Source organism: Streptomyces sp. f51, from assembly GCF_037940415.1.
In the GTDB taxonomy this organism is placed as follows: domain Bacteria; phylum Actinomycetota; class Actinomycetes; order Streptomycetales; family Streptomycetaceae; genus Streptomyces.
Window position 1 is genome coordinate 1,905,507 of sequence record NZ_CP149798.1, and the last position, 26,428, is coordinate 1,931,934.

The following is a 26,428-nucleotide window of genomic DNA, read 5'->3' on the forward strand; positions in this document are numbered from 1 at the left end:
GGTGCGCGCCTAGGCGGGCAGGTTCAGCTTGACGGCGGACTGGAGGAGCTCCGGCGTGGTCCAGTCGTTGCGCTCACCCGCGTACGGGGTGCCGAACGCGGCGGTGCCGAGCGTGAGCTGCTTCGTGGTCCCCTCGGGCACGGTCACCGGGATCTGCGTCCCGTTCGGGGCGGTGACGGTGACCTTGTTGCCGACGCGGTAGGCCGTGACCCTGCCGCTCGCCAGCGCCGTCTGCCAGTCGGTACGGCGCTGGAGCTCGGTGCCGATGGCGCTCTGACGGGGGTTCTGCAACGGGGCGTTGTCCGCGTAGATCGCCTTGTAGTCGGCGAGCACCTTGTCCAGGACCGGGTACAGGACGCGGCCCTCGGCCAGGTTGGCCTGGTGGACGTAGTGCGGACGCGGGTCGTTGCCGATGGCGTGTCCGAGCGCGGTGCGCGCCTCGGTCGGGACGATGTAGTCCGCGTAGCCGGTGGCCGTGTCCAGTGGAGCCGGCAGGCAGGTGGACGTGGCGCTGTTCTCGCACACGCCGCTGCCGCCGTCGGCCTTGGAGGTGTAGATGTAGTTGTACTCGTCGGCCATCTCCTCGGGCGTGCCCGTGTTGTAGTAGATGTTCATCGGGTAGCGGGGGACGGTCATCACGCCGTTGCCGACCGAACGCTGCTCGGGCTCACGGGAGTTGTCGGACCCGGTCCACTTGACGCCGTTCGCGGACAGGGCGCGCGCGAGGTTCGGGTTGTCGACGGGCTGCTGGGGCAGCGTCTTGAGACCCGAGTGCTCGCCGGTCACCAGCTCGGTACGGTCGGTGGAAAGGCCGTGCGAGGCCGCCCAGTTGTTGTTGTCCGAGATCTGCGCGGAGATGTCGGACCGGCTCACCCACTTCGTGGAGCCGTCGGCGTTCTTCGAGCAGGTCCAGGGGACGGTCGTGGTGTCCTGGACGCAGCCGAGGAACAGGTGCGTGTAGGTGTGGTTCATCCAGCGGAACTTGGCCTTGTCGGCGAGCAGCCGGTCCGTGAGGGCGTCGGTGCCGCCGTTCTCGGACTTCCACTCCTCCCCCGCGCCCGCGTTGAAGACCATGTCGAGCGTGAACCCGTGGTCCGCCTCCCACTGGGCGGCGTAGGCGGCGTCGGCGGCGGTCATCCGGATCGGCGTGGTGGAGTCACGGCCGTCGCTGCCCGCGCAGTCGATGTCGCCCGGGGTGCAGTTGCGCTGGGAGTCCCAGCGGGCGTCGGAGGCGAAGACGTCGTCGACGTGGACGGAGAAGTAGTTCCTGGCCTGGCCGAGGTGCACGCCCTGGGTGAGCCAGTCGACGATGCCGCGCGCCAGGACCTTGAACTGCTTCTGGTACTGGTTGTAGGCGAAGGTCACCACGAGTTCGCGGCGCCCGTCGTGCTCGTACTGCCCGAGCATGGAACCGCCGGAGGGCGCGTTCAGGTAGCTGGTGAACCCGTCCCTCGGGTGGGCCGCGTAGCCGTAGGTCTCCGGGACGGCGGGGTCGTTGTCCTCGAAGGTCAGCAGTCCGTCGAGGTAGCGGAACGGGCCGGTCGTGCCCGCCGCGGTGACCTGGGTGGTCTGGCCGTCCAGCACCCCGGACCAGCCGCCGTTCTGGTCGGTGTAGTCGAGACCGACCTCGGGGTGGGCCCAGGTGTAGGCGTCGACCTGAGGGATGCCGAATGTCTTCTCGTAAGCCTCCAGGGCGGTCTGTTCGGCCGAACCCGCGCCGAAGGGTGCCTCGTTCGGCAGGACGACGCCCTGGTACTTGGCGCGCGGGACGCCGCCCACGGTGTCGCTCAGGAACGTCGCGTTGATGGTCGGGCGGTTCGCGTCGCCCAGGTCGACCGTGGTGTACGGGACACCCTCGTTCTTCAGCTCCGCGGTGATGGCTCCGACCTGGCCCGCGCCGTTGTCCACGACCAGGACCTTGAGATCGATCCGCGGCGTGACCGCCGCGGACGCACCCGGTGCCCCCATGCCCAGCGCCAGTAGTCCGGCGGCCCCCAGGACGGCAGCCGTCCCTCTCCACCGAAGCAGACTCTGTGCCATATGTAGCTTTCTCCCCCTCGAGCATCCCCCACGGGTGGAAACCATGGGGAATCTGTGGAAATCGTGCAAAGCAGTGGGCGGCGTGCCCACTGAACACGATGAGTGTGTCCCAGGTCACCGGGAGTGAGGGGCGGGAATCATGGACGGCGCCACCTGTGGGTGAACGTCCGTAGAAATGAGCGAACGCGGGCCCCGAGCGTAGGCTCGTCCCGGGTACTGGCCCGGCCCTTCGGGGGGCCCCGCCAGGGACCGCCCCCGAGGACGGATCTAGGGTCAGCCGTCGGGCCCGGTCGACCCACCTCTCTCGGCCACACGAACTTTCAATGGAAGCGGAGATCTCACCACCGTGACTGCTCTCACTCTCAGCACCGCCGCAGCGTCCGGTCTGCGGGCCGACGCGATCGTCGTCGGTGTCGCGAAGGGCCCCAAGGGCCCGGTCGTCGCACCGGGCGCCGAGGCCGTGGACAAGGCGTACGACGGCGGGCTCGCCGGAATCCTGGAGACCCTCGGAGCCTCCGGTTCCGAGGGCGAGGTGACCAAGCTCCCCGCGCCGTCCGGTTTCAAGGCCCCCGTCGTGGTGGCCGTCGGCCTGGGAGCGGTCCCGGAGGACGAGGCCGGCTACGACGCGGAGGCACTGCGCCGCGCCGCCGGTGTCGCCGCCCGCGCGCTCGCCGGCGCCAAGAAGGCCGCGTTCGCGCTGCCGGTCTCGGACGCCGCCGACGCCGGTGCCGTCGCCGAGGGCGCCCGCCTGGGCGCGTACGGCTTCGACGCCTACAAGGAGGCCGGCCGCGACGAGGCCGCCAAGGGCCGCAAGGGTCCCCTCGGCGAGGTGGCCGTGCTCGGCGGCAAGCCCCGGGACGCGGCGTACAAGGCGGCCCTGGCGCGCGCCACCGCCGTGACCGAGGAGCTCAACCGCGCCCGCGACCTCGTCAACACCCCGCCGAACGACCTCAACCCGGAGTCCTTCGCCGCCGTCGCCACCGCGGTCGGCAAGGAGTACGGCGTCAAGGTGCAGGTGATCGACGAGAAGGCCCTGGTCAAGGGCGGCTACGGCGGCATCCTCGGCGTCGGCGCCGGCTCGGCCGCCGGCCCCCGCCTGGTGAAGCTGTCGTACACCTCCTCCAAGGCCAAGAAGCACCTCGCCTTCGTCGGCAAGGGCATCACCTACGACTCGGGCGGCATCTCGCTCAAGCCGGCCGGCCACAACGAGACGATGAAGTGCGACATGGCCGGCGCCGCCGCGGTGTTCGCCGCCGTGGTCAGCGCCGCGCGCCTGGGCCTCGAGGTCAACGTCACGGGCTGGCTCGCGCTCGCCGAGAACATGCCGTCCGGCTCGGCCACCCGTCCGGGTGACGTGCTGCGCATGTACAGCGGCAAGACCGTCGAGGTGCTGAACACCGACGCCGAGGGCCGCCTCGTCCTGGCGGACGCGCTGTGGAAGGCGTCCGAGGAGAAGCCCGACGCGATCGTCGACGTGGCGACGCTGACCGGCGCGATGGTGCTGGCACTCGGCAACCGCACCTTCGGCGTGATGGCCAACGACGACGCGTTCCGTGCCGCGATCGTCGAGGCCGCCGAGGAGGTCGGCGAGGAGTCCTGGCCGATGCCGCTGCCCGAGCACCTGCGCAAGGGCATGGACTCCCCCACCGCCGACATCGCCAACATGGGCGAGCGCATGGGCGGCGGCCTGGTCGCCGGCCTGTTCCTGCGCGAGTTCGTGGGCGAGGGCATCACCTGGGCGCACCTGGACATCGCGGGCCCCGCGTTCAACGAGGCCGGCCCGTTCGGCTACACCCCCAAGGGCGGCACCGGTTCCGCGGTCCGCACCCTGGTCCGTCTCGCCGAGCTGACGGCGGCGGGCGACCTGGGCTGAGCCCTCGTACGGCACACGGCCCCGGGCGTCCACGCGCCCGGGGCCGCTCGTTTGGCCGAACGGAGGTTTCGCCCTCGACGAAATCCGCAGGTTCACCCCGCTCCGCACCCCGTCGACGTGATGGATCAGACGCCGCACACACCGGCCCGGCGTCTCGCTCGCCCTCGACAAGTGCGAAGATGGGTTCTCGGCAGGACAGGGCCCCCACCACAGGGCCGTAGAAAGAGCGGCCGGACACCAGCCGACCGACCGGTCAACCACCCGCAAGGGACGAAGGTGCCCGGCGTAACGGCGCACATGCATGGAGGACGTGACGTGGCGAACGACGCCAGCACCGTTTTCGACCTAGTGATCCTCGGCGGCGGTAGCGGCGGTTACGCCGCGGCCCTGCGCGGAGCGCAGCTGGGCCTGGACGTCGCCCTGATCGAGAAGGACAAGGTCGGCGGTACCTGCCTGCACCGCGGGTGCATCCCCACGAAGGCCCTGCTGCACGCGGGCGAGATCGCCGACCAGGCCCGCGAGAGCGCGCAGTTCGGCGTCAAGGCCACCTTCGAGGGCATCGACGTACCCGCCGTCCACAAGTACAAGGACGGGGTCATCTCGGGCCTGTACAAGGGTCTCCAGGGTCTCATCGCGTCCCGCAAGGTGACGTACATCGAGGGTGAGGGCCGTCTGTCCTCCCCGACCTCCGTCGACGTGAACGGCCAGCGGATCACCGGCCGCCACGTGCTCCTCGCGACCGGCTCCGTGCCGAAGTCGCTGCCGGGCCTGGAGATCGACGGCAACCGCATCATCTCCTCGGACCACGCGCTCGTCCTGGACCGCGTGCCGCAGTCCGCGATCATCCTGGGCGGCGGCGTCATCGGCGTCGAGTTCGCCTCGGCGTGGAAGTCCTTCGGTGCCGAGGTGACGGTCATCGAGGGCCTCAAGCACCTCGTCCCGGTCGAGGACGAGAACTCCTCCAAGCTCCTTGAGCGCGCGTTCCGCAAGCGCGGCATCAAGTTCAACCTGGGCACCTTCTTCTCGAAGGCCGAGTACACCCAGAACGGTGTCAAGGTCACCCTCGCCGACGGCAAGGAGTTCGAGGCCGAGGTCCTCCTCGTCGCCGTCGGCCGCGGCCCGGTCTCGGCCGGTCTCGGCTACGAGGAGCAGGGCGTCGCGATGGACCGCGGCTACGTCCTGGTCGACGAGTACATGCGCACGAACGTGCCCACCATCTCCGCCGTCGGCGACCTCGTCCCGACGCTCCAGCTCGCGCACGTCGGCTTCGCCGAGGGCATGCTGGTCGCGGAGCGGCTGGCCGGTCTGAAGACCGTCCCGATCGACTACGACGGCGTCCCGCGCGTGACGTACTGCCACCCCGAGGTCGCCTCCGTGGGCATCACCGAGGCCAAGGCCAAGGAGATCTACGGTGCGGACAAGGTCGTCGCCCTGAAGTACAGCCTCGCGGGCAACGGCAAGAGCAAGATCCTCAACACCTCGGGCGAGATCAAGCTCGTCCAGGTGAAGGACGGTGCCGTGGTCGGCGTCCACATGGTCGGCGACCGCATGGGCGAGCAGGTCGGCGAAGCCCAGCTGATCTACAACTGGGAAGCGCTGCCGGCCGAGGTCGCCCAGCTCATCCACGCCCACCCGACGCAGAACGAGGCGCTCGGCGAGGCCCACCTCGCCCTCGCGGGCAAGCCGCTGCACGCGCACGACTGATCGGTCCCGGCCGGGTCGCCCCGGCCGCCGGCCGTCACCAGTCACCGCGTCGAGCGTGGCGCGACGACGACCACAGACTTCCGCACTTCCCCGAGCTCTCGGCCCCGGCCGAGCAGGGGAGACCCAATAAGGAGCAACAGAAACCATGCCGGTTTCCGTAACCCTTCCGGCACTCGGTGAGAGCGTCACCGAGGGCACTGTCACCCGCTGGCTGAAGGCCGAGGGCGAGCGCGTCGAGGCCGACGAGCCGCTGCTGGAGGTGTCGACGGACAAGGTCGACACCGAGATCCCCTCCCCCGCCGCCGGCATCCTGGCGTCCATCAAGGTCGCCGAGGACGAGACCGTCGAGGTCGGCGCCGAGCTGGCCGTCATCGACGACGGCACAGGCGCGCCCGCCGCCGCCCCGGCTCCGGCCGCCGCCGAGGCTCCGGCCCCGGCCCCGGCCGCCCCCGCCCCGGTCGCCGAGGCCCCCGCGGCCCCGGCTCCGGCCGCTCCCGCCGCCGCTCCGGCCGCTCCGGCCGGTGGCGCCTCCGGCACCGACGTCGTGCTGCCCGCACTGGGCGAGTCGGTCACCGAGGGCACCGTCACCCGCTGGCTGAAGCAGGTCGGCGAGGAGGTCGCGGAGGACGAGCCCCTGCTCGAGGTCTCCACGGACAAGGTCGACACCGAGATCCCCGCGCCGGTCGCCGGCGTGCTGCTGGAGATCGTGGTCGGCGAGGACGAGACCGCCGAGGTCGGCGCGAAGCTGGCCGTCATCGGGGCTCCCGGTGCCGCCCCGGCCGCCGCCGCTCCCGCCGCCCCGGCCGTTCCGGCTCCGGCCGCCCCGGCCCCGGCCCCCGCCGCTCCGGCCCCGGCTGCTCCGGCCGCCGCCGCCCCGGCTCCGGTCCAGCCGGCCGCCCCGGCCGCGCCCGCCGCCCCGGCTCCGGCCCCCGCGCCGGTGGCCGCGCCCGCCCCCGTCACCCCGGCCCCGGCGCCCGCCGCGACCGCCGGTGACGACGGCGCGTACGTGACCCCGCTGGTGCGCAAGCTCGCCGCCGAGAACGGCGTCGACCTGGCCGCCGTCAGGGGCACCGGTGTCGGTGGCCGCATCCGCAAGCAGGACGTCCTCGCCGCCGCCGAGGCCGCGAAGGCCGCCTCCGCCGCCCAGGCCCCGGCCGCCGCGGCTCCGGCCGCCGCCAAGAAGGCCCCGGTCCTGGAGGTCTCCCCGCTGCGCGGCCAGACCGTCAAGATGACCCGCATCCGCAAGGTCATCGGCGACAACATGGTCAAGGCCCTGCGCGAGCAGGCGCAGCTGTCCTCGGTCGTCGAGGTCGACATCACCCGGCTGATGAAGCTCCGCGCGCAGGCGAAGGACTCCTTCGCGGCCCGCGAGGGCGTCAAGCTCTCCCCGATGCCGTTCTTCGTCAAGGCCGCCGCCCAGGCGCTGAAGGCCCACCCGGTCATCAACGCCCGGATCAACGAGGCCGAGGGCACGATCACCTACTTCGACACCGAGAACATCGGTATCGCGGTGGACTCGGAGAAGGGCCTGATGACCCCGGTCATCAAGGGCGCGGGCGACCTGAACATCGCTGGCATCTCGAAGGCCACCGCCGACCTGGCGGGCAAGGTCCGGGCGAACAAGATCACCCCGGACGAGCTGTCCGGCGCGACCTTCACCATCTCCAACACCGGCTCGCGCGGCGCGCTCTTCGACACGATCATCGTGCCGCCGAACCAGGTCGCGATCCTGGGCATCGGCGCCACGGTCAAGCGTCCGGCCGTCATCGAGACGGAGGAGGGCACCGTGATCGGTGTCCGCGACATGACCTACCTGACGCTCTCCTACGACCACCGTCTGGTGGACGGCGCCGACGCCGCCCGCTACCTGACCGCGGTCAAGGCGATCCTGGAGGCGGGCGAGTTCGAGGTCGAGCTCGGCCTGTAACCCGCGCCGCCCGTAACGGCACGCAGACACCTCACCCCCGTCCGGACCTCCGGGCGGGGGTGAGGTGTTTCCACGGCACCGGGGTCGCCCCGGCCGCCGTTCTTCCGTCGCGCCCCGCCTTCCGCGATCACATCGACGGCACGAATCCGGACTTCACCCGGTACGAACCCGTACGGCCGGGAACACTCTGACAGCGTGTAAGTCTCGTCTCACCTGCGGGAAAGCGCCGCCATGCGCCCCTCACGGGCACAGCGGCGGCCTTATTGTCTAAAGGTCAAACGCCCACGAGGGTTTCGCCGCCCCTCCCAAAGGAGCTTTCATGACCGCGCCCGTCGTCCACTCGCTGCGCGAACAGATCCGCGAGCACATCGTGGAGGGGATCGTCAGCGGGCGCTGGAAGCCGGGCGAGCGGATCGTGGAGCGCCGGATCGCCACCGAGCTGGAGGTCAGCCAGACCCCGGTGCGCGAGGCGCTGCGCGAGCTGGAGTCGCTGCGGCTGATCGAGTCGGCGCCGAACAAGGGCGTCCGGGTGCGGAACCTGACGGCCGCCGACCTGGAGGAGAGCTACCCCGTACGAGCCGGCCTGGAGGCCATCGCGGCGGAGCTGGCGGCGGAGCGGCTGGCGGAGGACTGCTCGGCCCTCGAACCGCATGTGACGGCCCTGTACGAGGCCGACCGGCTGGCGGACGGGACCGGTCAGGTGCGGCACACCGTGGGCTTCCACCGCGAGCTGGTCAGGGCGGCGGGCAACTCCGTCCTCCTGCACACCTGGGAGGGCCTGGGCATCGAGGTGTTCACCGCCCTGTCCATCCGCTGGCTCGGGACCGTGCAGCAGTCGTACGCGGAGGAGCACGAGGCGCTCGTGGACGCCTTCCGGCGGCGCGACCCGCTGATCGCCGACCTCGTGAAGGCCCACGTCCTCGGCTGCGCCCCGCGCGCCTGAGGGAGTCGCCGACGTCGTCGGCGCAGGGGAGCACACCCCCGCTCAACCGTGCTCCCACCTGCGAAAACCCCCGCTTTTCACGGCACCCGGTGCCTGGCGGCAAGGCACCCCGTGCCGACTTTCCGATCTGAAGAGGATTTCCCCCCGATTCCTTTGATCGATCATCGATCAGGGGGTTACAGTCCTCGACGGGCTCCCACAAGAGCCCGTCGCCCTGTCCTGCCATAGACCAAGGGCACACCCCGAAAACCCCTTGCCGATGAGGGAACCCCCCTCCGCATCCGGAAGGCGGCGCAATGACCGACCCCACCGCAATCCAGCCGAGCGAGCTCGACCAGCTCCCGGACCGCGACCCCGAGGAGACCGCCGAGTGGCAGGCCTCCCTGGACGCCGTCACCCAGGCGGCCGGGCCGCACCGTGCCGCGTACCTGATGCGCCGCACGCTGGAGCGCGCCGAGGGCAACGGTCTCGCGCTGCCCAAGCTGCTCGAGACCGACTACGTCAACACCATCCCCACCGCCGCCGAGCCCTCCGTGGACGGCGACGAGGCGATGGAGACCCGGATCACCGCGTGGAACCGCTGGAACGCGGCCGCGATGGTGACCCGGGGCGCGAAGCACGGCGTCGGCGGCCACATCGCCACCTTCGCCTCCGCGGCCTGGCTCTACGAGACCGGCTTCAACCACTTCTTCAAGGGCAAGGAGGGTGACGGGTCCGGCGACCAGCTCTACATCCAGGGCCACGCCTCCCCCGGCATCTACGCCCGCGCCTTCCTCGACGGCCGGCTGAGCGAGCAGCACCTGGACAACTTCCGCCAGGAGTCGGGCGGCGACGGCCTCCCGTCGTACCCGCACCCGCGCCGCCTGCCCTGGCTGTGGGAGTTCCCGACCGTCTCCATGGGTCTCGGCCCGCTGTCGGCGATCTACCAGGCCCGCTTCAACCGCTACCTCACCAACCGCGGCATCAAGGACGTCTCCGCGTCCCACGTGTGGGCGTTCCTCGGTGACGGCGAGATGGACGAGCCGGAGTCGACCGCGGCACTCGCGCTGGCCTCCCGCGAGGGTCTGGACAACCTGACCTTCGTCATCAACTGCAACCTCCAGCGCCTCGACGGCCCGGTCCGCGCGAACTTCAAGATCGTGCAGGAGCTGGAGGCCCAGTTCCGCGGCGCCGGCTGGAACGTCGTGAAGTCGCTGTGGGGCTCGGCCTGGGACGAGCTGTTCCAGCTCGACACCACGGGCGCGCTCGTCCGCCGCCTGCGCCAGGTGCCCGACGCCCAGGTGCAGACGTACCAGACCCGCGACGCCGCCTACATCCGCCAGGACTTCTTCGGCTCCGACCCGGCGCTCGCCGAGATGGCGAAGCTGCTGAGCGACGACAAGATCCTGGAGTGCTTCCACCTCTCGCGCGGCGGCCACGAGTCGCGCAAGGTGTACGCGGCCTACCGCGCGGCCCTCGCGCACAAGGGCGCGCCGACGGTGATCCTGGCCCAGACGGTCAAGGGTCACACCCTCGGCCCGGGCTTCGCGTCGAAGAACGCCAACCACCAGATGAAGAAGCTGTCCACGGACGAGTTCAAGCAGATGCGTGATCTGCTCGAACTGCCCATCTCCGACAGCCAGTTCGTCGACGGTGTGGTCCCCTACGGCCACCCCGGCGCCGACTCCCCCGAGGTCCGTTACCTCCAGGAGCGCCGCGCCGCCCTCGGCGGCCCGGCCCCGGCCCGCCGCACGCACGCCGTGGCCCCGCTGCCCGCCCCCGCCGACAAGGCGTTCGCGTCCTTCGACAAGGGCTCCGGCTCGCAGAACGTGGCGACGACGATGGCGTTCGTCCGTCTCGTCAAGGACCTGGTCCGCGACAAGGAGACCGGCCGCCGCTGGGTGCCGATCGTCCCGGACGAGGCCCGTACCTTCGGTATGGAGTCGCTCTTCCCGTCGCTCGGCATCTACTCGCCCAAGGGCCAGACGTACGAGCCGGTCGACCGCGACCAGCTGATGTACTACAAGGAGGCCAAGGACGGCCAGATCCTCAACGAGGGGATCACCGAGGCCGGCTCCATGGCGGACTTCATCGCCGCGTCCACCGCGTACTCCACGCACGGCGAGACGATGATCCCCTTCTACATCTTCTACTCGATGTTCGGCTGGCAGCGCACGGCCGACCAGATGTGGCAGCTGGGCGACCAGCTCGGCCGCGGCTTCCTGGTCGGTGCCACGGCGGGCCGTACGACCCTGACCGGTGAGGGTCTCCAGCACGCCGACGGCCACTCCCCCGTCATCGCGGCGACGAACCCGGCGGCGCTGTCCTACGACCCGGCGTTCGCGTACGAGATCGCCGCGATCGTCAAGGACGGTCTGCGCCGGATGTACGGCGAGGCGGCCCCGGGCGAGGACCAGGACGTCTTCTACTACCTGACCGTCTACAACGAGCCGATGCCGCAGCCCGCCAAGCCGGCCGGTGTCGACGAGGGCATCGTCAAGGGCCTGTACCGCTTCAACACGGCGGAGTCGGCGGGCCTGAACGTGGCGGCGGCGAACGCCCCGCGCATCCAGCTCCTCGGCTCCGGCACGGCGATCCACTGGACGCTGGAGGCGCAGAAGCTGCTCGCCGAGGAGTGGGGTGTGGCCGCCGACGTGTGGTCCGCGACCTCCTGGACCGAGCTGCGCCGTGACGCGCTGGAGGCCGACGCGGCCCTGCTGCGCGGCGAGGAGCGGGTGCCGTTCGTCCGCCAGGCGCTCCAGGGCGCCGAGGGCCCGGTGCTCGCGGTCTCCGACTACATGCGCCAGGTCCCGGACCAGATCGCGCAGTGGGTCGAGCAGGACTGGTCCTCGCTCGGCGCCGACGGCTTCGGTCTCTCCGACACCCGCCAGGCGGCCCGCCGCCACTTCGGCGTGGACGCGCAGTCGATCGTCGTCGCGGCGCTGGCGCAGCTCGCCCGCCGCAGTGAGGTCAAGGCGTCGGCGGTGAAGGAGGCCCGGGAGCGCTACGGCCTGTAGTGCCCGAGGCATGACCACGGGGAAGGGGTACGGCGGACGCCGTGCCCCTTCCCCGCTTTCCTTCCCGGTGCCTTCGGCGCCGGCCGCCCGTCCTCCGCGTTGTCGGTGGTGCCCGGCATCATGAGGGCATGCGTGCCGCTCGTCTGATCAGGATGGTGCTGCTGCTCCAGACCCGCGCGTCGATGACCGCCGCCGAGCTGGCGCGGGAGCTGGAGGTGTCCGAGCGCACGGTCGCCCGGGACGCGCAGGCCCTGTCGGAGGCGGGGATCCCGGTCTACGCCGACCGTGGCCGGGCCGGCGGCTACCGGCTGATCGGCGGGTACCGCACCCGGCTGACGGGGCTGGCGCGCAGCGAGGCGGAGGCGCTGTTCCTGAGCGGGGTGCCGGGGGCGCTGCGCGACATGGGCCTCCAGGACACGGCCTCGGCGGCCCGGCTGAAGGTGTCGGCGGCGCTGCTGCCCTCCGTGGGGGACGCCTCGCGCTCCGCGGCGCAGCGGTTCCATCTGGACGCGCCGGCCTGGTTCAGTGAGCCGCCGGTGCCCGGGCTGCTGCCCGCGCTCGCGGAGGCGGTGTGGGACGACCGCCCGGTCCTCGCGCGCTACCGGCGCGGCACGGCGGAGGTGGAGCGGTCGCTCGAACCGTACGGGCTCGTCCTGAAGGCCGGGGTCTGGTACCTGTGCGCGCGGGTGGCGGACGCGGAGGTCTTCCGGGTGTACAGGATCGACCGGTTCACGGCCGTCGACCCCGGCCCGGAGCGGTTCCGGCGGGACGACGGGTTCGATCTGCCGGCGTTCTGGGCGGAGCGGGCCGCGGAGTTCGCCCGGTCCGTCCTGCGGTCCGAGATCACCGTACGGCTCTCCCCGGAGGGCGTACGACAGCTGCCGTACGCCCTCGGTCCCGTGTCCGCCGAGGAGGGGATCGGCACGTCCGGCGCCCCCGACGAACGGGGCTGGGTGACCCTCACCCTGCCGGTCGAGTCCGAGGAGGTCGCCCGGATGCAGCTGCGGGGCCTCGGGCCCGAGGTGGAGGTGCTCGCCCCTGCGGCTCTGCGGGAGCTGTGCGCGCGGGACGCGGCCGGGGCGGCGGCGCTGTACCGGTCGTGGACCACTTGAAATCCGTAGGAACCCGGCGGTTTTACCTTCGGCATGTGCATGCATAACAATCTGCGCCACTTGACGTGCGTCCCTCCCGCCCAGGCCCGATGCTGGACCCGTGATGGACGAGACGGAGTTCTGGCAGCTGGTGGACACGACCCGCGAGACTGCCGAGGGCGACCCCGAGGAACAGGCGGATCTGCTCGTCGAGCGGCTCGTCCAGCTGGACCCGGACTCCGTCCTGGACTTCGCCCGGCACTTCGAGTCCCGCTACAACCGCGCCTACCGCTGGGATCTGTGGGGCGCGGCCTGGCTGCTGCTGGACGGGGCGAGCGACGACGCCTTCGACTTCTTCCGGTGCTGGCTGATCGGCCAGGGCCGGGACGTCTTCGAGGGGGCGATGCACGACCCCGACACGCTCGCCGAGCTGCTGGACGACTTCGACGAGGAGATCGACGGGGACGGCGAGGAGCTGGGGTACGCGGCCGACGAGGCCTACGAGCAGCTGACCGGAGCCGTCGCGCCCGCCCTCGGCATCCCGGCCGCGCCCGCCGAGCCCGAGGGCACCCCGCTCCCGTTCGAGAACGATTCGGTGATCGCGGAGCGCTACCCCAAGCTGTGGGAACGGTTCAGGGAGGACTGACGCGCGGTGTGATGCCGCGGGGCCGCGTTGGCCCGGTCCAGCGTGGACGCCGTGAGCGCCATCGGGCCGAGGACGACCGTCACCACGGCGCACACCACCGCCCACGGCCCCCGCGCCGCCGCCCGGGCACCGGACGGCTCGACGCCCCGTGCGTCCTGTCCGCCCCCGGCGCGCCCCGTGTGCGCCCCGCTGCCCGCGCGGCGCGCGGACCCCTTCCGACCGATCCCCATGGTCCCGCCTCCGGTCAGCCCGTACGACGCCGTGCGGCGCCGTACGGGGACCGTAGGGCGCCCGGCTCGGGGGACCCTGTGAGCCGCCGGAGATGCACCTGTGACGGGCGGCGCCGGGCGCTCAGCGGCCCTGGTAGCGGGCCGCCAGTTCACGGATCTCGGGGAGGCGGGCACTGAGGGCGGCGCCCGGGCACCGGGTCATGAAGGCCGCGTCGTGGCCGGAGACGGTGGAGAGGACGACGGCGGTGCCCGCCGCGAAACGGCTGAGGCTGTTGCTGGAGACGAGCCGGACCGTGCCCCGCGGATCCACCCCGGCGAGCCCGAGCTTCCAGGCCACGAGACGGGCGATCGCGTCGGTCATCGCCTTCGGCACCGGTGATCCGGCCGTGAACGTGCCGATGGCGGCGATCCCGGTGGTGCGGTGGTTGAAGCCCTGCGTGTGCGCCCCGGTGACGGGCCGGCCGACCCCGCCCGCGCGGCCTTCGTAGATCGTGCCGCAGCGGTCGACGAGGAAGTTGTAACCGATGTCGTCCCAGTCCTTGGCACCCGTCTGGCCGGTGTACACGTCACGGATGATCCGGGGCACGTCCGCGCAGTCGTAGCCGTTCGGCGAGTCGGTGTGATGGATGAAGACCGCCACCACGCGGTCGTCGTAGCGGGGCGGGGGCTGCTCGCGGGCCGTGGTCGCGTCGAGCCATTTCGACCGCGGCACGATGGGGGGCACGGCCACGGGCCGCGGGACGGTGATCCGGGCCTCGACCGGGGGCGGGGCGGTGCGGCGCGCCGTCGTACGGTCCACTCCGGTCGCGCAGATCACCAGCGCCAGGACCGCGAGCAGGCCGGGTACGCACCCGAGGAGCACGAGGACGGGTCGCGGTATCCCGGCCGGCGCGCTCCGGCGCACGCGGGAGCGCACGGAGGCACGCGCGGCTCTCCAGGGCCCGGTACGGCTCTCGCGGGCCCTGGGGCCCGGCCGTCCGTGGCGCCCGTGCCCGGCGGGGCGGGACGCTCGTTCCCCGCTCCGTATTCGAGGCCCCCGCGGCTTCCGGAAGACACGCATGGAGCCACCCTGACCCGGATCCGAGCGGGCCGCGATGTGTGGTGTGCCACCTGGTGGAACCATCGGGCGTGTCCGGGACGTTTCTACAGGTCCACGGGTGCGGCCGTTTCCGCGGCACGGAACGCGCGTGGCTGATCACCGGGCCCGCCCGACGCGTACTAAGGGGCCCTAGAGAAAGGCGGCTCCGTGGACGTACTCGACCTCCTGCTGATGCTGGTCATCCTGGTCTACGCGGCGTCCGGGTACCGCCGCGGCCTGGTGGCCGGCTGTGTCTCGCTGGCGGGCTTCGTGGGCGGCGCCGTGATCGGCGTGTGGGTGCTGCCGTGGATGATGGAGCTGGTCACGGCGGGGACCCAGGCGGCGACGGTCACGGCGGTGCTCACGGTGCTCGTGCCCGCCGTGGTGGGCCACGAGCTGGCCGGGCGGCTGGCGCTGAAGCTGCGCCGCGAGCTGGACCAGGGACCGCTGCGGGTGGCCGACGGGATCGGCGGGGCCGCCGCGAACACCCTGGCCGTGCTGCTGGTGGCGTGGGTGGCGGCGAGCGTCCTGGGCGCGTCCTCCTCGACGGTGGTGACGCAGTCGATCCGCAACTCGGCGCTGCTGGGCGCCGTGCAGAACTCGATGCCGGAGACCACGCCGACCTGGTTCTCGCGCGCGACCTCTGCCCTCACGGAGGCGGGCTTCCCGCAGGTCTTCAACCCCTTCGAGAACGAACCGACGGCCGGGGTCGCCAAGCCCTCAGGGGACAGTGTCACGCCCGCCGCGACGAACGCGGCCAAGGTGAGCACCGTGAAGGTCGAGGGCGCCTCGGGCAACCAGGGCCGGGAGGGCAGCGGCTTCGTCTACGCCCCGCACCGCGTGATGACCAACGCGCACGTGGTGGCCGGCATCGACCGGCCGACCGTGCGCGTCGGCGGGGTCAGCCGCCCGTACCAGGCGCGGGTGGTCCTCTTCGATCCGCAGAAGGACGTCGCCGTCCTGTACGTGCCGGCGCTGCGGGCCCCGGTCCTCCACTTCGACGGGGTCGCCTCGCGCGGGGACTCCGCCGTGGTCGCGGGATACCCGCAGGACGGCGGTCTCGACCTCCAGGCGGCCACCGTCGCGAGCCGCATCAACGCGACGGGCCAGAACATCTACAACTCCGGCACGGTCACCCGCGAGATCTACTCGATCCGCTCGACCGTCCGGCCGGGCAACTCCGGCGGCCCGCTCCTGACCACCGACGGCAAGGTCTACGGCGTGGTCTTCGCCCGCTCGACCTCGGACGACGAGACGGGGTACGTCCTGACGGCGCACGAGGTCGCGAGCGACGCCCGCAAGGCGGCTCACGCCACGGCCCGCGTGGACACGGGCCACCTCGTCACCTCCTGACCGCTCCGGGCCGGGGACCGGCCCGGAGCACCGGCCGCGGCCCCGGGGCGGGCTCCGGTCAGAGAGCGCGCCCCATCAGGATGTCGTCCACATAGGCGCCGTCCAGCAGGAACTCGCCGGGCAGGATCCCCTCGACGACGAAGCCCTCGGACTCGTACAGCCGCCGCGCGGGGAGGTTGTGGCCGAGCACGCGCAGGGTGATGCGCCGGGCGTCCTGGCGGCGGGCCTCCTCGCACGCGGCCCGCAGCAGCGCCCGGCCCACCCCGGCGCCGCGGGCCTCGTCGGCGACGGCCAGTCCGAGGATCTGGCGCACATGGGCGTTGCACGCGAGCGGGGTCGGGAAGCCGAGCCGGACGTATCCGGCCGGCCGGCCGTCGAGCTCGGCGACGATGTGGTCCCGGGGGCCGAACCGCTCGCTGTAGAAGGGCTCGTACGGCGGCCTGGGGCGTGGCATGACCGCGTGCAGCGTGGACCAGGTGTCCCGGTCGATCCGGCCGAGCGCGTCCTCGTCGTCCAGGGTGGCGGTGCGTATCCGCGGAGCAGCTGACATACCGGTCACTGTACGGCCGCCGCGCTGCCGCCCCTTCCGTGAACTCGGCTGCGGCGGGGGCAGGATGGACCCATGAGCGACTCACCGCTGTCCCCCGGTTCCCGCATCGTGATCGCCGGCGCGTCCGGCCTGATCGGCTCCGCGCTGGCGCGCTCGCTGAGCGCCGAGGGGCACGAGGTGGTCCGGCTCGTGCGCCGCGAGCCGCGTTCGCCGAACGAGGTCCGCTGGGACCCGCAACGGCAGCGGATCGACGCGGTGGGGCTCATCGGCTGTGCCGCGGTGGTCAACCTGGCGGGTGCCCCGGTCGCGGGGCGGCCCTGGACCCGTGCGTACAAGCGGATGATCCGGGACAGCCGGGTGCTCGGTACGGCGACGCTCGCGGAGGCGGTGGCCTCCCTCGACGAACCGCCGCGGGTCTTCGTCAACGGGAGCGCGATCGGGTTCTACGGCGACACGGGCGACCGCGCGGTGGACGAGTCCGCGCCGCCCGGGGACGGGTTCCTGCCGTCCGTCTGCGTGGAGTGGGAGGAGGCGGCCGCTCCCGCGCAGGAGGCGGGGGTGCGCACGGTGATCCCCAGGACCGGGCTCGTGGTGGCCCGCGAGGGCGGGGCGTGGGCCCGGCTGATTCCGCTGTTCAAGGCGGGGGCCGGGGGGCGGATGGGGAACGGGCGGCAGTACTGGAGCCCTATCGCGCTGCACGACGAGGTGGCCGCGATCCGCCATCTCATCGACACCGAGTCGCTGTCGGGACCGGTGAACCTGACCGCCCCCGACCCGCTCACCAACGCCGAGATCACCGCCGCCATGGGCCGCGTCCTGCACCGCCCGACCCTCCTGACCGCCCCCGCCCCGCTGCTGCGCCTCGCCCTCGGCGACATGGCCGAGGACGTCCTGGGCAGCCAGCGCGTCCTGCCCACCCGCCTCCTGGAGTCGGGCTTCACCTTCGCCTTCCCGTCGATCGAGGCGGCCCTGCGAGCGGCGCTGGACTGAGGACCGTTCCCGGGGGCTGCTTCGCCTCCGCCTGGGGAGTCCGTCCTGGGAGTGCGTCCCGGGGGGCGACCCTGGGAGTCCGTCCTGGGAGTCCGTCCTGGGAGTCCGGTCCGGGGGCGACCCTGGGAATCCGTCCTGGGAGTCCGTCCCGGGGGGCGACCCTGGGAGTCCACCCTGGGAGTGCGTCCCGGGGGCGACCCCGGGAGTCCGTCCCGGGGGGACGCCCCGGGAGTTCGTCCCCGGGGTTCGCCCCTGGAGCCCGTCCTGGGGGTTCGACCCCGGGGGTTCGACCCCGGAGCACGTCCCGGAAGTCCGTCCCGGCGGCTCCCCCCTCCGGGTGGCCAGCTCGCCGACGGACCCGGCGTCATCGAGGGCTGCTCCCCCGGGTGAACGACTCTTCCCGGTACCCCGGACGGGCCGGTTTCCGGCGGATCCGCCGGAACGGACGCGCCTCCGGCCGGTGCGCGGGCCTCCGGCGCCGGAACGGGCCCCGAGGGCCCCGGTCGCACGGGCTCATCGAGGGCGCCGTCGCCCCGCACCGGGCTGCCCGAGGCGCCGGGGGCCGGCCCCCGGCGAGACCGATCACCCCGCCGGACGGCACATGCACCCCCCATGCCCCCGTGCACGGCCGCCGCGCGGCTTCCCCCGTGCGGCCGAACCTCGCACCCTCGTTCCGAACTCGGGCATTCCAGAAGCGTGTTGGGGGCATGACGTCCCCACCGGCCGCGCAACCTCGAGGAGGGGCACGTGCTAGAGCCCGCACGCCACGCCGCGCACACGGCGGAGATCACCGAAGACGTCGACGTCGTCGTCGTGGGAGCCGGTGTCGCCGGCCTCGCGGCCGCACGTCATCTGACCGGGGCGGGGTTGAGGACCGCCGTCCTGGAGGCCGCCCCCCATGTGGGCGGCCGCATGTCCACGGAGAAGATCGACGGCTTCCGGCTGGACCGGCTCGGCCGGCTCCTGTCCACCTCGTACCCGGAACTGCGCCTCACGCCGGGCCTGGGCGGCCTCGTCCTGTGCCCGTTCACGCCCGGCGTGCTGCTGCACAGCGACGGCCATCGCCATCACACGGGCACGCCCGGCACACCCCGGAGCGCGAGGGGCGCACTCACCACCGCGCGCGCCCTCGCGAGCGCCCCCCGGCTTCCGCTGCCCAGGCCGACGCGCGGCACCACCCGCCCCGGACCGCTCGGCAGCCCCCTCGACCAGTCCCGTCTCGGCGCGGCCCTCGCCCGTCTCGCCTCCACTCCGCCGGAGCGCCTGCTCGCCCGCCCCGACCTCACCGCGGCGAAGTCGCTGACCGCGCGGGGGCTCCCGGCCCGTACCGTCGACGCCTTTCTGCGCCCCCTCCTCGCCGCCCTGCTGTGCGACCCGGAGCTGACGACGTCCAGCCGCTGCGCCGACCTCGCGCTGCACTCCTTCGCCACGGGCCGGCTGTGCCTTCCCGAGGGCGGCGCGGACGCGCTCCCCGAACTGCTCGCGGCCGCGCTTCCGCCCGGCACCGTGCACACGGGCGTCGAGGTCACGTCCGTCTCCACGACCCGCGTGACGACGAAGGACCACGGCGAACTCCGTTGCCGGGCGATCCTGTTGGCGACCGGGGCCCGCGCCGCCGCAGGGTTCCTGCCCGGGCTCCACGTCCCCGCCTTCCATCCGGTGACCGTCCTGCACCACACCACGGACGAACCGCCGCTCACCGATCCGGCGCTGATCCTGGACGCCGACCGGAGCGGTCCGGTGGCGCACACGGCGGTCGTCAGCCAGGTCGACCCGACCCGGGCACCGGCCGGCCGGGCGCTGATCTCCTCGACCGTGCTCGGCACACCGCCCGCCGCGGCCCACCTGGACGCCACGGTCCGCGCCCAGCTGGCCCGCCTGTACGGCACCTCGACGACCCGCTGGGAACTGCTGGCGGTCCATCACGAGCCCGAGGCCGTACCGGCGATGCCGCCACCGCACGACTCACGCCGGCCCGTACGGCTGCTCGCGGGCCTGTACGTGTGCGGCGACCACCGGGACACCAGCACGGTGCAGGGCGCGCTGCACTCGGCCAGGCGGGCCGCCCACGCCCTCCTGACGGACCTGGAGATCAGCCCGGCCGCCCCCCTGGCGGAACCCCTGGAGTCGGCCGCCGCGTAGGCCACACCCGGACCGCCGCCCGGGGCCGCAACTCCGGCTCTCCACAACGGAGTTGCGGAGCCCCATCCCTGCGGCACGGGGCTCCGGAGAGCCGGGGCCCCGTGCCACAGCCGGCAACTGCCCCTTCCCGGGGCGCCCCGCCCCGGGAAGGTGACTCGCAGCCGGAGGGGCTCCCGGCCCGCCCGGCAGGGCCGACCGCAGCCGGGGGTCAGCCCCCCTCGGGCCCCAACCTCCCGGGAGGTGCTCCGAACCCGCCGGCCCGGCCCTGCGGGCAGCCCCAGCCCGACGGGCAACCCCCAGCTCGACGGGCAGCCCCGGCCCGGCGGTCCCGGCACGCGCGCCGGGGAGTGGCGCGCCCCCGGCGCCCGCATTCAGCTTCCCGGTCTCCGGTTCCCCAGGCCGGAGGCCGGGGACGGACCCCCGGCCCATGTGATCCCCCGGCCCGCGTGACCCCCGACCCCGCCGGACGGACGCCCTCAGCTCAGCGCCGCCACCTTGTCGCGGTACCCCCGCACGGGTGCGGCGTCCTTGTACGGTTCGAGCCGTTTCTCGAAGTCCCGTACGTACTCGACGGCCCGGGCCGACCGCATCTCCGCCGCCTGCCCCGCCGCCTCCGCCCCGAGCAGACAGGCCTGGTCGAGCTCTCCGAGCCCGAGCCGCGCCGAGGCGAGCACCACCCGGCAGAACAGCCGGCTGCGCGCGTAGCCGGGCGCCCGCAGCTGGAGGGAGCGCTCGGCGTGCTGCGCCGCCGCCCGGAACTGCTGGAGGTCGCGGTGGCAGTGCCCGAACTCGTCGGCGAGCTGCGCCTCGTCGAAGTACCGGGCCCAGTGCGGGACCTCGTCGCCGGTCCTGGACGCCTCCAGCGCGCGTTCGGCCCGGACCAGGGAGGCCGTGCAGGCCCGCACCTCGCCGAGCACCCCGTGGCCGCGCGCCTCGACCGCGTGCAGCAGCGCCTGCACGACCTGCGGCCCCCCGGTGCCGAGGCCCTGCTGCGCGACCCGGGCGAGCTGCACGGCCTCGCGCCCGTGTCCGAGGTAGACGGCCTGCCGGCTCATCGTGATGAGCACGTACGAGCCGTACACCCGGTCTCCCGCGGCCTGGGCCAGCCGCAGCGCCTGGACGAAGTACCGCTGGGCGAGTCCGTGCGCGCCGATGTCGTACGACGTCCAGCCGGCGAGCCGGGTGAGGTCGGCGGCGGCGGCGAACAGGTGCCGGCCGGTCTGCTCGCCGTAGGCACCGCGCAGCATCGGCTCGGCCTCGTGCTCCAGGTAGCGCACCAGGGCCTGGCGGGCGTGACCGCCGCCGTAGGCGTGGTCGAGGGCGCGGAAGAGTTCGCCGACCGAGCGGAGCGCGGCGATGTCCCCGCCGCTGACCCGCTGGCCGGGGCCCCGCTCGGTGCGGCCGCGCCGGGAGGCGGGTCCCCCCTGCTCCGGCGGTGCCGTGACCTTGGGCGGCACCGGACGGCCCTGGGCGGGGATGCGGGCCGGCTGCTCGCCGCGGGCGACCCGGTCGTCGGCCCGGCCGATCAGCCAGTCCCGGCTGGGCACGACGAGCCCGGCCGGGGTGAAGGCGATCTTGCGGAGCTCGGCGTGGCTGCCGGAGTCCTTGCGCCACAGGCCGCTGACGATGTCCACGGCCTCCTCAGGGGTCGCGGCGAACTCCAGCCCCGCGTAGACGGGCGCGCAGGCGTCCAGCCCGAGGTCCTGCGCGCTCAGGCGCCGCCCGAGGCGGCGCGTGAACACCTCGGCGATGAGCGCGGGGGTGGTCCCGCGCGGCTGCTGGCCCCGCAGCCACCGGGTCACCGATGTCTTGTCGTATCTCAGGTCCAGTCCGTGTTCGAGTCCGAGCTGGTCGACCCGACGGGCGAGACCTGCGTTGGAGAACCCCGCTTCTGCGATGAGCGCGGCGAGCTGTCGATTGGGCGTGCGCTGCGCGGGTCGTTCCGTCATCTGCGGTGCGGTCTCCTGCCTTCGGGTCTCCAGGGGGTCTCGGGGCGGCGTGAGAACGTGCTTGCGCCTCCCCGAGGCCTCCCTGTGCCCGGATTGCCTGTGAGCAGCCCTTATGGCCTCGTGAACGGCGCGAATGTAGCGGAGCGTGAGCACGTCATCGCACACATCGACATTCATTCATCCGATCGTGTGAGGATTGGCTGTCGAGCTGACGCGGATCGGGCGGACGTACAGTGGCGTGGGCGCGCCACGGACCTGACGAAAGGTTCCTTCGCGTGCCCCGCACGGGGACCACCACGTGCCCGAGGAATCTTCGAGGGAGGCGCTTGCCGTGAGTGAGTTGCGGTTCGTCCGCATGGGATTCGGTGCCGAGGCCGTCGAGTACCAGGAGGCGTGGGACGAGCAGCGCCGCGTGCACGCCGCCCGGTTCCTGGACGAGATCCCCGACACCTGCCTGCTCCTGGAGCATCCGCCGGTGTACACCGCGGGGCGGCGCACGGCGGACAGCGAGCGGCCCCTGGACGGCACCCCGGTCATCGACGTGGACCGCGGCGGCAAGATCACCTGGCACGGTCCCGGCCAGCTGGTCGGCTACCCCATCCAGAAGCTCCCGCGTCCCGTGGACGTCGTAGCGCACGTACGCCGTCTGGAAGAGGCGCTCATCCGCACGTGCGCGGAGTTCGGCCTGGAGACGAGCCGGGTCGAGGGCCGCAGCGGCGTCTGGGTCCTCGGCGACGCCAAGGACCCCGCCCAGGGGGCCTCCTCCGGGCTCGGCGGGCTCTCCCTCGACTTCGACCCCCGCCTCCAGGACGAGGAGTTCGACCCGCGGCTCAACGGCCCGGAGTACGCCCCGTCCAACGCGGGCCAGCGCCGCGAGGACCGCAAGATCGCCGCCATCGGCATCCGCGTCGCCAAGGGCGTCACGATGCACGGCTTCGCCCTGAACGTGAACCCGGACAACGCCTGGTTCGACAAGATCATCCCGTGCGGCATCCGCGACGCGGGCGTCGCCTCCCTCGCGAACGAGCTGGGCCGCGACGTGACCATCGCCGAGGTCCTGCCGGTGGCCGAGCGGCACCTCAGGGACGTCCTGACGAACGCGGACCTCAAGCCGCGCGTCGTGGAGAGCGCCCCCGCCTAGAACCCGTACCCCGCCGTCGGCACCCTCCGGGAATGCACCCCCGTTCCCGAAGGTTGCCCAGGGCGGGGGCCGAGCACCGCACGGGCGTACCCTGGTGTACGCCGAAGAATCGAAGTTACAGGGAGCCGATGTGTCCGCAGTCGCACCCGACGGACGCAAGATGCTGCGCCTGGAGGTCCGGAACAGCCAGACCCCCATCGAGCGCAAGCCCGAGTGGATCAAGACCCGGGCGAAGATGGGCCCCGAGTACACGAAGATGCAGGGCCTGGTGAAGAGCGAGGGCCTGCACACGGTCTGCCAGGAGGCGGGCTGCCCGAACATCTACGAGTGCTGGGAAGACCGCGAGGCGACCTTCCTCATCGGCGGTGACCAGTGCACGCGGCGCTGCGACTTCTGCCAGATCGACACCGGCAAGCCCGAGGCGCTCGACCGTGACGAGCCCCGCCGCGTCGGCGAGTCCGTCGTCACGATGGACCTGAACTACGCCACCATCACCGGCGTCGCCCGCGACGACCTGGCGGACGGCGGTGCCTGGCTGTACGCCGAGACGGTCCGCCAGATCCACGCGCAGACGGCGGGCCGCGAGGCCGGCCGCACCAAGGTCGAACTGCTCGCCCCGGACTTCAACGCCGAGCCCGAGCAGCTCGCCGAGGTGTTCTCCTCGCGCCCCGAGGTCTTCGCGCACAACGTCGAGACGGTCCCGCGGATCTTCAAGCGGATCCGTCCGGGCTTCCGCTACGAGCGCTCGCTCAAGGTCATCACCGAGGCCCGTGACTACGGTCTGGTCACGAAATCCAACCTGATCCTCGGCATGGGCGAGACCCGCGAAGAGGTCAGCGAGGCGCTCCAGCAGCTGCACGAAGCGGGCTGCGAGCTCATCACGATCACGCAGTACCTGCGCCCCTCCGTGCGCCACCACCCCGTGGAGCGCTGGGTCAAGCCGCAGGAGTTCGTGGAGCTGAAGGAGGAGGCCGAGGAGATCGGCTTCTCCGGCGTCATGTCGGGCCCGCTGGTCCGCTCCTCGTACCGGGCCGGCCGCCTGTACCGGATGGCCATCGAGAAGCGCGGCGCGTACGTCGCCTCCCAGGCGGTCTGATCCCCCGAACGGCACACGTTGCGAAAGAAAAGCGGTGGCACTCGGTGCCACTGCTTTCGTGTGAATCCGCGCACAAGCAACTCGCCCTTCACTACGGCCCGTTCACACCCCCTCACCGCGTACCCGCAGCTGAACGCGGCATCAGCAAGGGGGCGGGAAAAGGACCCGCGGTATCAAGGCTTCATTGGTGTTTGACCGCTCGGTCACGTACTGGTAACACCAATCAGAGACTCTGGTTCCACGTCACACCCGTCCCCGTCCGAGCCGTCGATCCCTAGGGGGGATCCGCATCATGCAGGCCGCGCCCGTACGCGCCACCCCGATTCCGTCGTTCACCGATGCACTGCGTGCCGTCGAATCGCTGCTCATGAGCAGCGGGCAGCGCACCGCCCGCCGCAACGCCTGGACCTCCGTCCTGGAGGACCGTCGCCGCGCCAAGGACCGGGTCGAGGCGCAGCGCGTTGTGGAGTCCGTCACCCGGTCCTGACGCCGCCGGTCCGGCGCCGGTCGGTGCCGTCGCGGCTCCGGCGCGGGTCCGTGCCGTCACGGCGGCCTCCTCCGGGCCGCCGCGGCCCCGCTTCGCCCGGGACTGCCGTCGTCGGCGCTTCGCGGGCCACGTAGACTCGTGGGCATGGCGAGGAAGGAACCCGCAGCGGACGCTGCGAACCCCGGGCGACTCAAGCAGATCGCTCTGACGTACAAAATGACCCGCAAGGCCGATTCGAAGATCGGTCTTGTACTCGCGGCTGTCGGAATTCTCACCCTGGGTGTTTTCCTCGCGATCGGCTTCCTGATCGGTCACCCGGTCTATCTCGGGATCCTCGGGCTCCTGCTCGCCTTCCTCGCGACGGCGATCGTCTTCGGACGCAGGGCCGAGCGGGCCGCCTTCGGGCAGATGGAAGGCCAGCCGGGCGCGGCCGCCGCGGTGCTCGACAACATCGGCCGCGGCTGGACGACGACTCCGGCCGTCGCGATGAACCGCAGCCAGGACGTGGTGCACCGCGCCGTCGGCAAGGCCGGCATCGTGCTGGTGGCCGAGGGCAACCCGAACCGGGTCAAGAGCCTGCTGGCCGCCGAGAAGAAGAAGATGGCGCGGATCGTCTCGGACGTTCCGGTGCACGACATTCTCGTGGGCACGGGCGAGGGCCAGGTGGAGCTGAAGAGGCTCCGCACGACGATGCTGAAGCTGCCGCGCGTGCTCGCCGGTCCCCAGGTCACGGCGACCAACGACCGGCTGCGCGCCATGGGCGACCTGATGAGCAACATGCCGCTGCCGAAGGGCCCGATGCCCAAGGGGATGCGGATGCCGCGGGGCGGTCCCAAGCGGTGACGCTCGCGCTGGCTTGACCAGTCCTACGACGATGGGGCGACCGGAGATCTCCGGTCGCCCCATCGTCGTTGCGCGCGCTCCCCACGGGGACGCCCGGACCGGGTCGCCCTCCCCTGCCGGGGACGGGTCGCATCGACCACGCCGGGTGGTCCATCGCGGGAGCGGGGCGTACCGGGCGGGCGCGGGCGGGCGCCTTGCCGGGAGCCGGCGCTCGGGATGCAGCGGGGGGCCTCCCCGGGAGCCGGCGATCGAGGGCGTACCGGGGCCCCTTCCCCGGGGGCGTGACGCTGGGGGCGTAGCGGGCGGTTCCTCGCCGGGAGCGAGGGGCTGCGGGTGCGCGCGGCTGTCCACCGCCGGGGCCCGGGTTGCTCTGGGCGGTCAGCCGCCGGAGGCGACGTGCTCCGGGCCTACCGGACGGTCCCTCGCCGGGAGCGGGGCGCTCGGGACGCAGGGAGGCGGCCTCTTGCCGGAGGCGGGGCACTCCAGGCGGTCGGCCGCGGGAGGCGATGAGCTCTGGGCCCCCGCCGGACCGTCCCTCGCCGGGAAGTCAGGAAGGCGCGGTGTGTCGCTGGGGCCGGGGTGCTCCGGGTGCAGTGGGCGGCCGGCCGTCGGAGGCGACGGCTTCGTGTGTGCCGGGCGGTCTGCCATCGGGACAGGACAGGTCACTGTCCGGGCATGGCGGGTGGGCCGCCCCGGTCGGGGGCCGTTTTCGGCGCCCGGGCTTCCCCGGTACCGGGACCCGGGGTCAGATGCGGATTTCGATCGTGCGGGCCAGGCGGTCGTGGAGGCCCCGGCCGTCCCGGTCCCAGATCAGGGGCGGGATGGCCACGCACAGGAGCGCCGTGCGCAGCAGCACGCGCAGCGGGTTCGCCCGGCCGCCGCCCTCGGCGACGACACGCAGACCCAGCAGCCGCTTGCCGGGGGTGGAGCCGACGGTGCCCACCGTGAGCACGCCGAGGACGAAGAAGACCAGCAGCGCCCAGTTGCCCGTGGCCTGGTCGTAGCCGTCGGTGAGCAGCCCGTATGCGATCAGGAGGCACAGACCCCAGTCGATCGCGAGGGCGCCCAGACGGCGGCCGGGACGGGCGATCGAGCCCGGCCCGTGCTCCGGCAGACCGAGCTGTTCGCCGCGGTACCCGAAGTCGACACCGGCTTCCTCCGCCGCCGCGCGGGGGCCGGAGAGCCACGATCCGATTGCTTGCCTGTTGTCCACCCGTCCAAGGTACTGTGCCCGTTTTGCCATGCGGACAGGAGGGGCCCGGAGGGCCGCGGTCGGTTAACTTGGGCGAAACAAATGGGTCACGCTGGAGAAATCCCCCGTCCCTATGGTCGGCTCCAGCGTGTGCCAC

19 protein-coding genes are annotated in these 26,428 nt (G+C 72.6%); 14 read left to right on the forward strand and 5 right to left on the reverse strand.

All coding sequences use genetic code 11. The features are described from left to right. Positions 1–9: 9 nt before the first annotated feature. Positions 10–2,040: a hypothetical protein gene (locus WJM95_RS08500; RefSeq protein WP_339128961.1), complete on the reverse strand. Its 2,031-nt coding sequence runs from the start codon at positions 2,038–2,040 to the stop codon at positions 10–12. 346 nt (positions 2,041–2,386) lie between these two features. On the opposite strand from WJM95_RS08500, the gene WJM95_RS08505 reads away from it, so the two are divergent. The 7 genes from WJM95_RS08505 to WJM95_RS08535 all read left to right on the forward strand — a co-directional run bounded on the left by WJM95_RS08505 (position 2,387) and on the right by WJM95_RS08535 (position 13,220). Then, on the forward strand, positions 2,387–3,913 hold the full coding sequence (locus tag WJM95_RS08505; protein ID WP_339128962.1) for a leucyl aminopeptidase: 1,527 nt from the start codon (positions 2,387–2,389) through the stop codon (positions 3,911–3,913). Between the two features lie 315 nt (positions 3,914–4,228). Further along, the gene (gene lpdA / locus WJM95_RS08510) at positions 4,229–5,617 is read left to right on the forward strand and encodes a dihydrolipoyl dehydrogenase (RefSeq protein ID WP_339128963.1); all 1,389 of its coding nucleotides are present in this window, start codon (positions 4,229–4,231) and stop codon (positions 5,615–5,617) included. Positions 5,618–5,762: 145 nt separating this feature from the next. Continuing rightward, positions 5,763–7,544 carry a 2-oxoglutarate dehydrogenase, E2 component, dihydrolipoamide succinyltransferase gene (sucB, locus tag WJM95_RS08515; protein WP_339128964.1) on the forward strand — a complete coding sequence of 594 codons (1,782 nt, stop codon included), beginning with the start codon at positions 5,763–5,765 and terminating at the stop codon, positions 7,542–7,544. Positions 7,545–7,863: 319 nt separating this feature from the next. Next, a complete protein-coding gene (locus tag WJM95_RS08520; RefSeq protein ID WP_339128965.1) occupies positions 7,864–8,487 on the forward strand; it encodes a GntR family transcriptional regulator in 624 nt (207 codons plus the stop codon). Positions 8,488–8,783: 296 nt separating this feature from the next. Next, positions 8,784–11,483, forward strand: coding sequence for a pyruvate dehydrogenase (acetyl-transferring), homodimeric type (aceE, locus tag WJM95_RS08525; RefSeq protein ID WP_339128966.1), 2,700 nt, complete (start codon positions 8,784–8,786; stop codon positions 11,481–11,483). A 128-nt stretch (positions 11,484–11,611) separates the two neighbouring features. Continuing rightward, complete coding sequence (locus WJM95_RS08530) at positions 11,612–12,595, forward strand: WYL domain-containing protein (RefSeq protein WP_339128967.1); 984 nt, start codon at positions 11,612–11,614, stop codon at positions 12,593–12,595. A gap of 103 nt (positions 12,596–12,698) precedes the next feature. After that, complete coding sequence (locus tag WJM95_RS08535; RefSeq protein ID WP_339135425.1) at positions 12,699–13,220, forward strand: DUF4240 domain-containing protein; 522 nt, start codon at positions 12,699–12,701, stop codon at positions 13,218–13,220. Positions 13,221–13,571: 351 nt separating this feature from the next. Here the strand turns inward: WJM95_RS08535 and WJM95_RS08540 are convergent, their stop codons facing one another. Beyond that, on the reverse strand, positions 13,572–14,366 hold the full coding sequence (locus WJM95_RS08540) for a peptidoglycan recognition protein (protein ID WP_339128968.1): 795 nt from the start codon (positions 14,364–14,366) through the stop codon (positions 13,572–13,574). 330 nt (positions 14,367–14,696) lie between these two features. On the opposite strand from WJM95_RS08540, the gene WJM95_RS08545 reads away from it, so the two are divergent. After that, positions 14,697–15,881: a MarP family serine protease gene (locus WJM95_RS08545; RefSeq protein ID WP_339128969.1), complete on the forward strand. Its 1,185-nt coding sequence runs from the start codon at positions 14,697–14,699 to the stop codon at positions 15,879–15,881. A gap of 58 nt (positions 15,882–15,939) precedes the next feature. Here the strand turns inward: WJM95_RS08545 and WJM95_RS08550 are convergent, their stop codons facing one another. After that, positions 15,940–16,431 (reverse strand): GNAT family N-acetyltransferase, encoded by a 492-nt coding sequence (locus tag WJM95_RS08550; protein ID WP_339128970.1) that lies wholly within the window; start codon positions 16,429–16,431, stop codon positions 15,940–15,942. Between the two features lie 72 nt (positions 16,432–16,503). Between WJM95_RS08550 and WJM95_RS08555 the strand changes: the two genes are divergently transcribed. Further along, a complete protein-coding gene (locus WJM95_RS08555) occupies positions 16,504–17,421 on the forward strand; it encodes a TIGR01777 family oxidoreductase (RefSeq protein ID WP_339128971.1) in 918 nt (305 codons plus the stop codon). A gap of 747 nt (positions 17,422–18,168) precedes the next feature. Then, complete coding sequence (locus tag WJM95_RS08560) at positions 18,169–19,563, forward strand: FAD-dependent oxidoreductase (protein WP_339128972.1); 1,395 nt, start codon at positions 18,169–18,171, stop codon at positions 19,561–19,563. A gap of 476 nt (positions 19,564–20,039) precedes the next feature. On the opposite strand, the gene WJM95_RS08565 is transcribed toward WJM95_RS08560, so the two are convergent. Next, on the reverse strand, positions 20,040–21,512 hold the full coding sequence (locus WJM95_RS08565; protein ID WP_339128973.1) for a regulator: 1,473 nt from the start codon (positions 21,510–21,512) through the stop codon (positions 20,040–20,042). A gap of 331 nt (positions 21,513–21,843) precedes the next feature. Between WJM95_RS08565 and lipB the strand changes: the two genes are divergently transcribed. The 4 genes from lipB (at position 21,844) to WJM95_RS08585 (ending at position 25,079) form a co-directional block, all read left to right on the forward strand. Continuing rightward, entirely contained in the window at positions 21,844–22,653 is an 810-nt protein-coding gene (gene lipB / locus WJM95_RS08570; RefSeq protein ID WP_339128974.1) for a lipoyl(octanoyl) transferase LipB, read from the forward strand. 130 nt (positions 22,654–22,783) lie between these two features. Continuing rightward, positions 22,784–23,749 (forward strand): lipoyl synthase, encoded by a 966-nt coding sequence (gene lipA / locus WJM95_RS08575; protein WP_339128975.1) that lies wholly within the window; start codon positions 22,784–22,786, stop codon positions 23,747–23,749. 292 nt (positions 23,750–24,041) lie between these two features. Beyond that, positions 24,042–24,236, forward strand: coding sequence for a hypothetical protein (locus WJM95_RS08580; RefSeq protein ID WP_339128976.1), 195 nt, complete (start codon positions 24,042–24,044; stop codon positions 24,234–24,236). A gap of 144 nt (positions 24,237–24,380) precedes the next feature. Next, positions 24,381–25,079 carry a DUF4191 domain-containing protein gene (locus tag WJM95_RS08585; protein ID WP_339128977.1) on the forward strand — a complete coding sequence of 233 codons (699 nt, stop codon included), beginning with the start codon at positions 24,381–24,383 and terminating at the stop codon, positions 25,077–25,079. A 745-nt stretch (positions 25,080–25,824) separates the two neighbouring features. Here the strand turns inward: WJM95_RS08585 and WJM95_RS08590 are convergent. Continuing rightward, complete coding sequence (locus WJM95_RS08590) at positions 25,825–26,292, reverse strand: RDD family protein (protein ID WP_339128978.1); 468 nt, start codon at positions 26,290–26,292, stop codon at positions 25,825–25,827. Positions 26,293–26,428 lie beyond the last annotated feature (136 nt).

Coding starts and splice junctions, on each gene's coding strand:
- WJM95_RS08555 (WP_339128971.1), top strand. CDS start 16,504: ATGAGCGACTCACCGCTGTCCCCCGGTTCCCGCATCGTGATCGCCGGC.
- WJM95_RS08530 (WP_339128967.1), top strand. CDS start 11,612: ATGCGTGCCGCTCGTCTGATCAGGATGGTGCTGCTGCTCCAGACCCGC.
- WJM95_RS08580 (WP_339128976.1), top strand. CDS start 24,042: ATGCAGGCCGCGCCCGTACGCGCCACCCCGATTCCGTCGTTCACCGAT.
- WJM95_RS08585 (WP_339128977.1), top strand. CDS start 24,381: ATGGCGAGGAAGGAACCCGCAGCGGACGCTGCGAACCCCGGGCGACTC.
- WJM95_RS08565 (WP_339128973.1), bottom strand. CDS start 21,512: ATGACGGAACGACCCGCGCAGCGCACGCCCAATCGACAGCTCGCCGCG.
- sucB (WP_339128964.1), top strand. CDS start 5,763: ATGCCGGTTTCCGTAACCCTTCCGGCACTCGGTGAGAGCGTCACCGAG.
- WJM95_RS08520 (WP_339128965.1), top strand. CDS start 7,864: ATGACCGCGCCCGTCGTCCACTCGCTGCGCGAACAGATCCGCGAGCAC.
- WJM95_RS08535 (WP_339135425.1), top strand. CDS start 12,699: ATGGACGAGACGGAGTTCTGGCAGCTGGTGGACACGACCCGCGAGACT.
- WJM95_RS08550 (WP_339128970.1), bottom strand. CDS start 16,431: ATGTCAGCTGCTCCGCGGATACGCACCGCCACCCTGGACGACGAGGAC.
- WJM95_RS08500 (WP_339128961.1), bottom strand. CDS start 2,040: ATGGCACAGAGTCTGCTTCGGTGGAGAGGGACGGCTGCCGTCCTGGGG.
- aceE (WP_339128966.1), top strand. CDS start 8,784: ATGACCGACCCCACCGCAATCCAGCCGAGCGAGCTCGACCAGCTCCCG.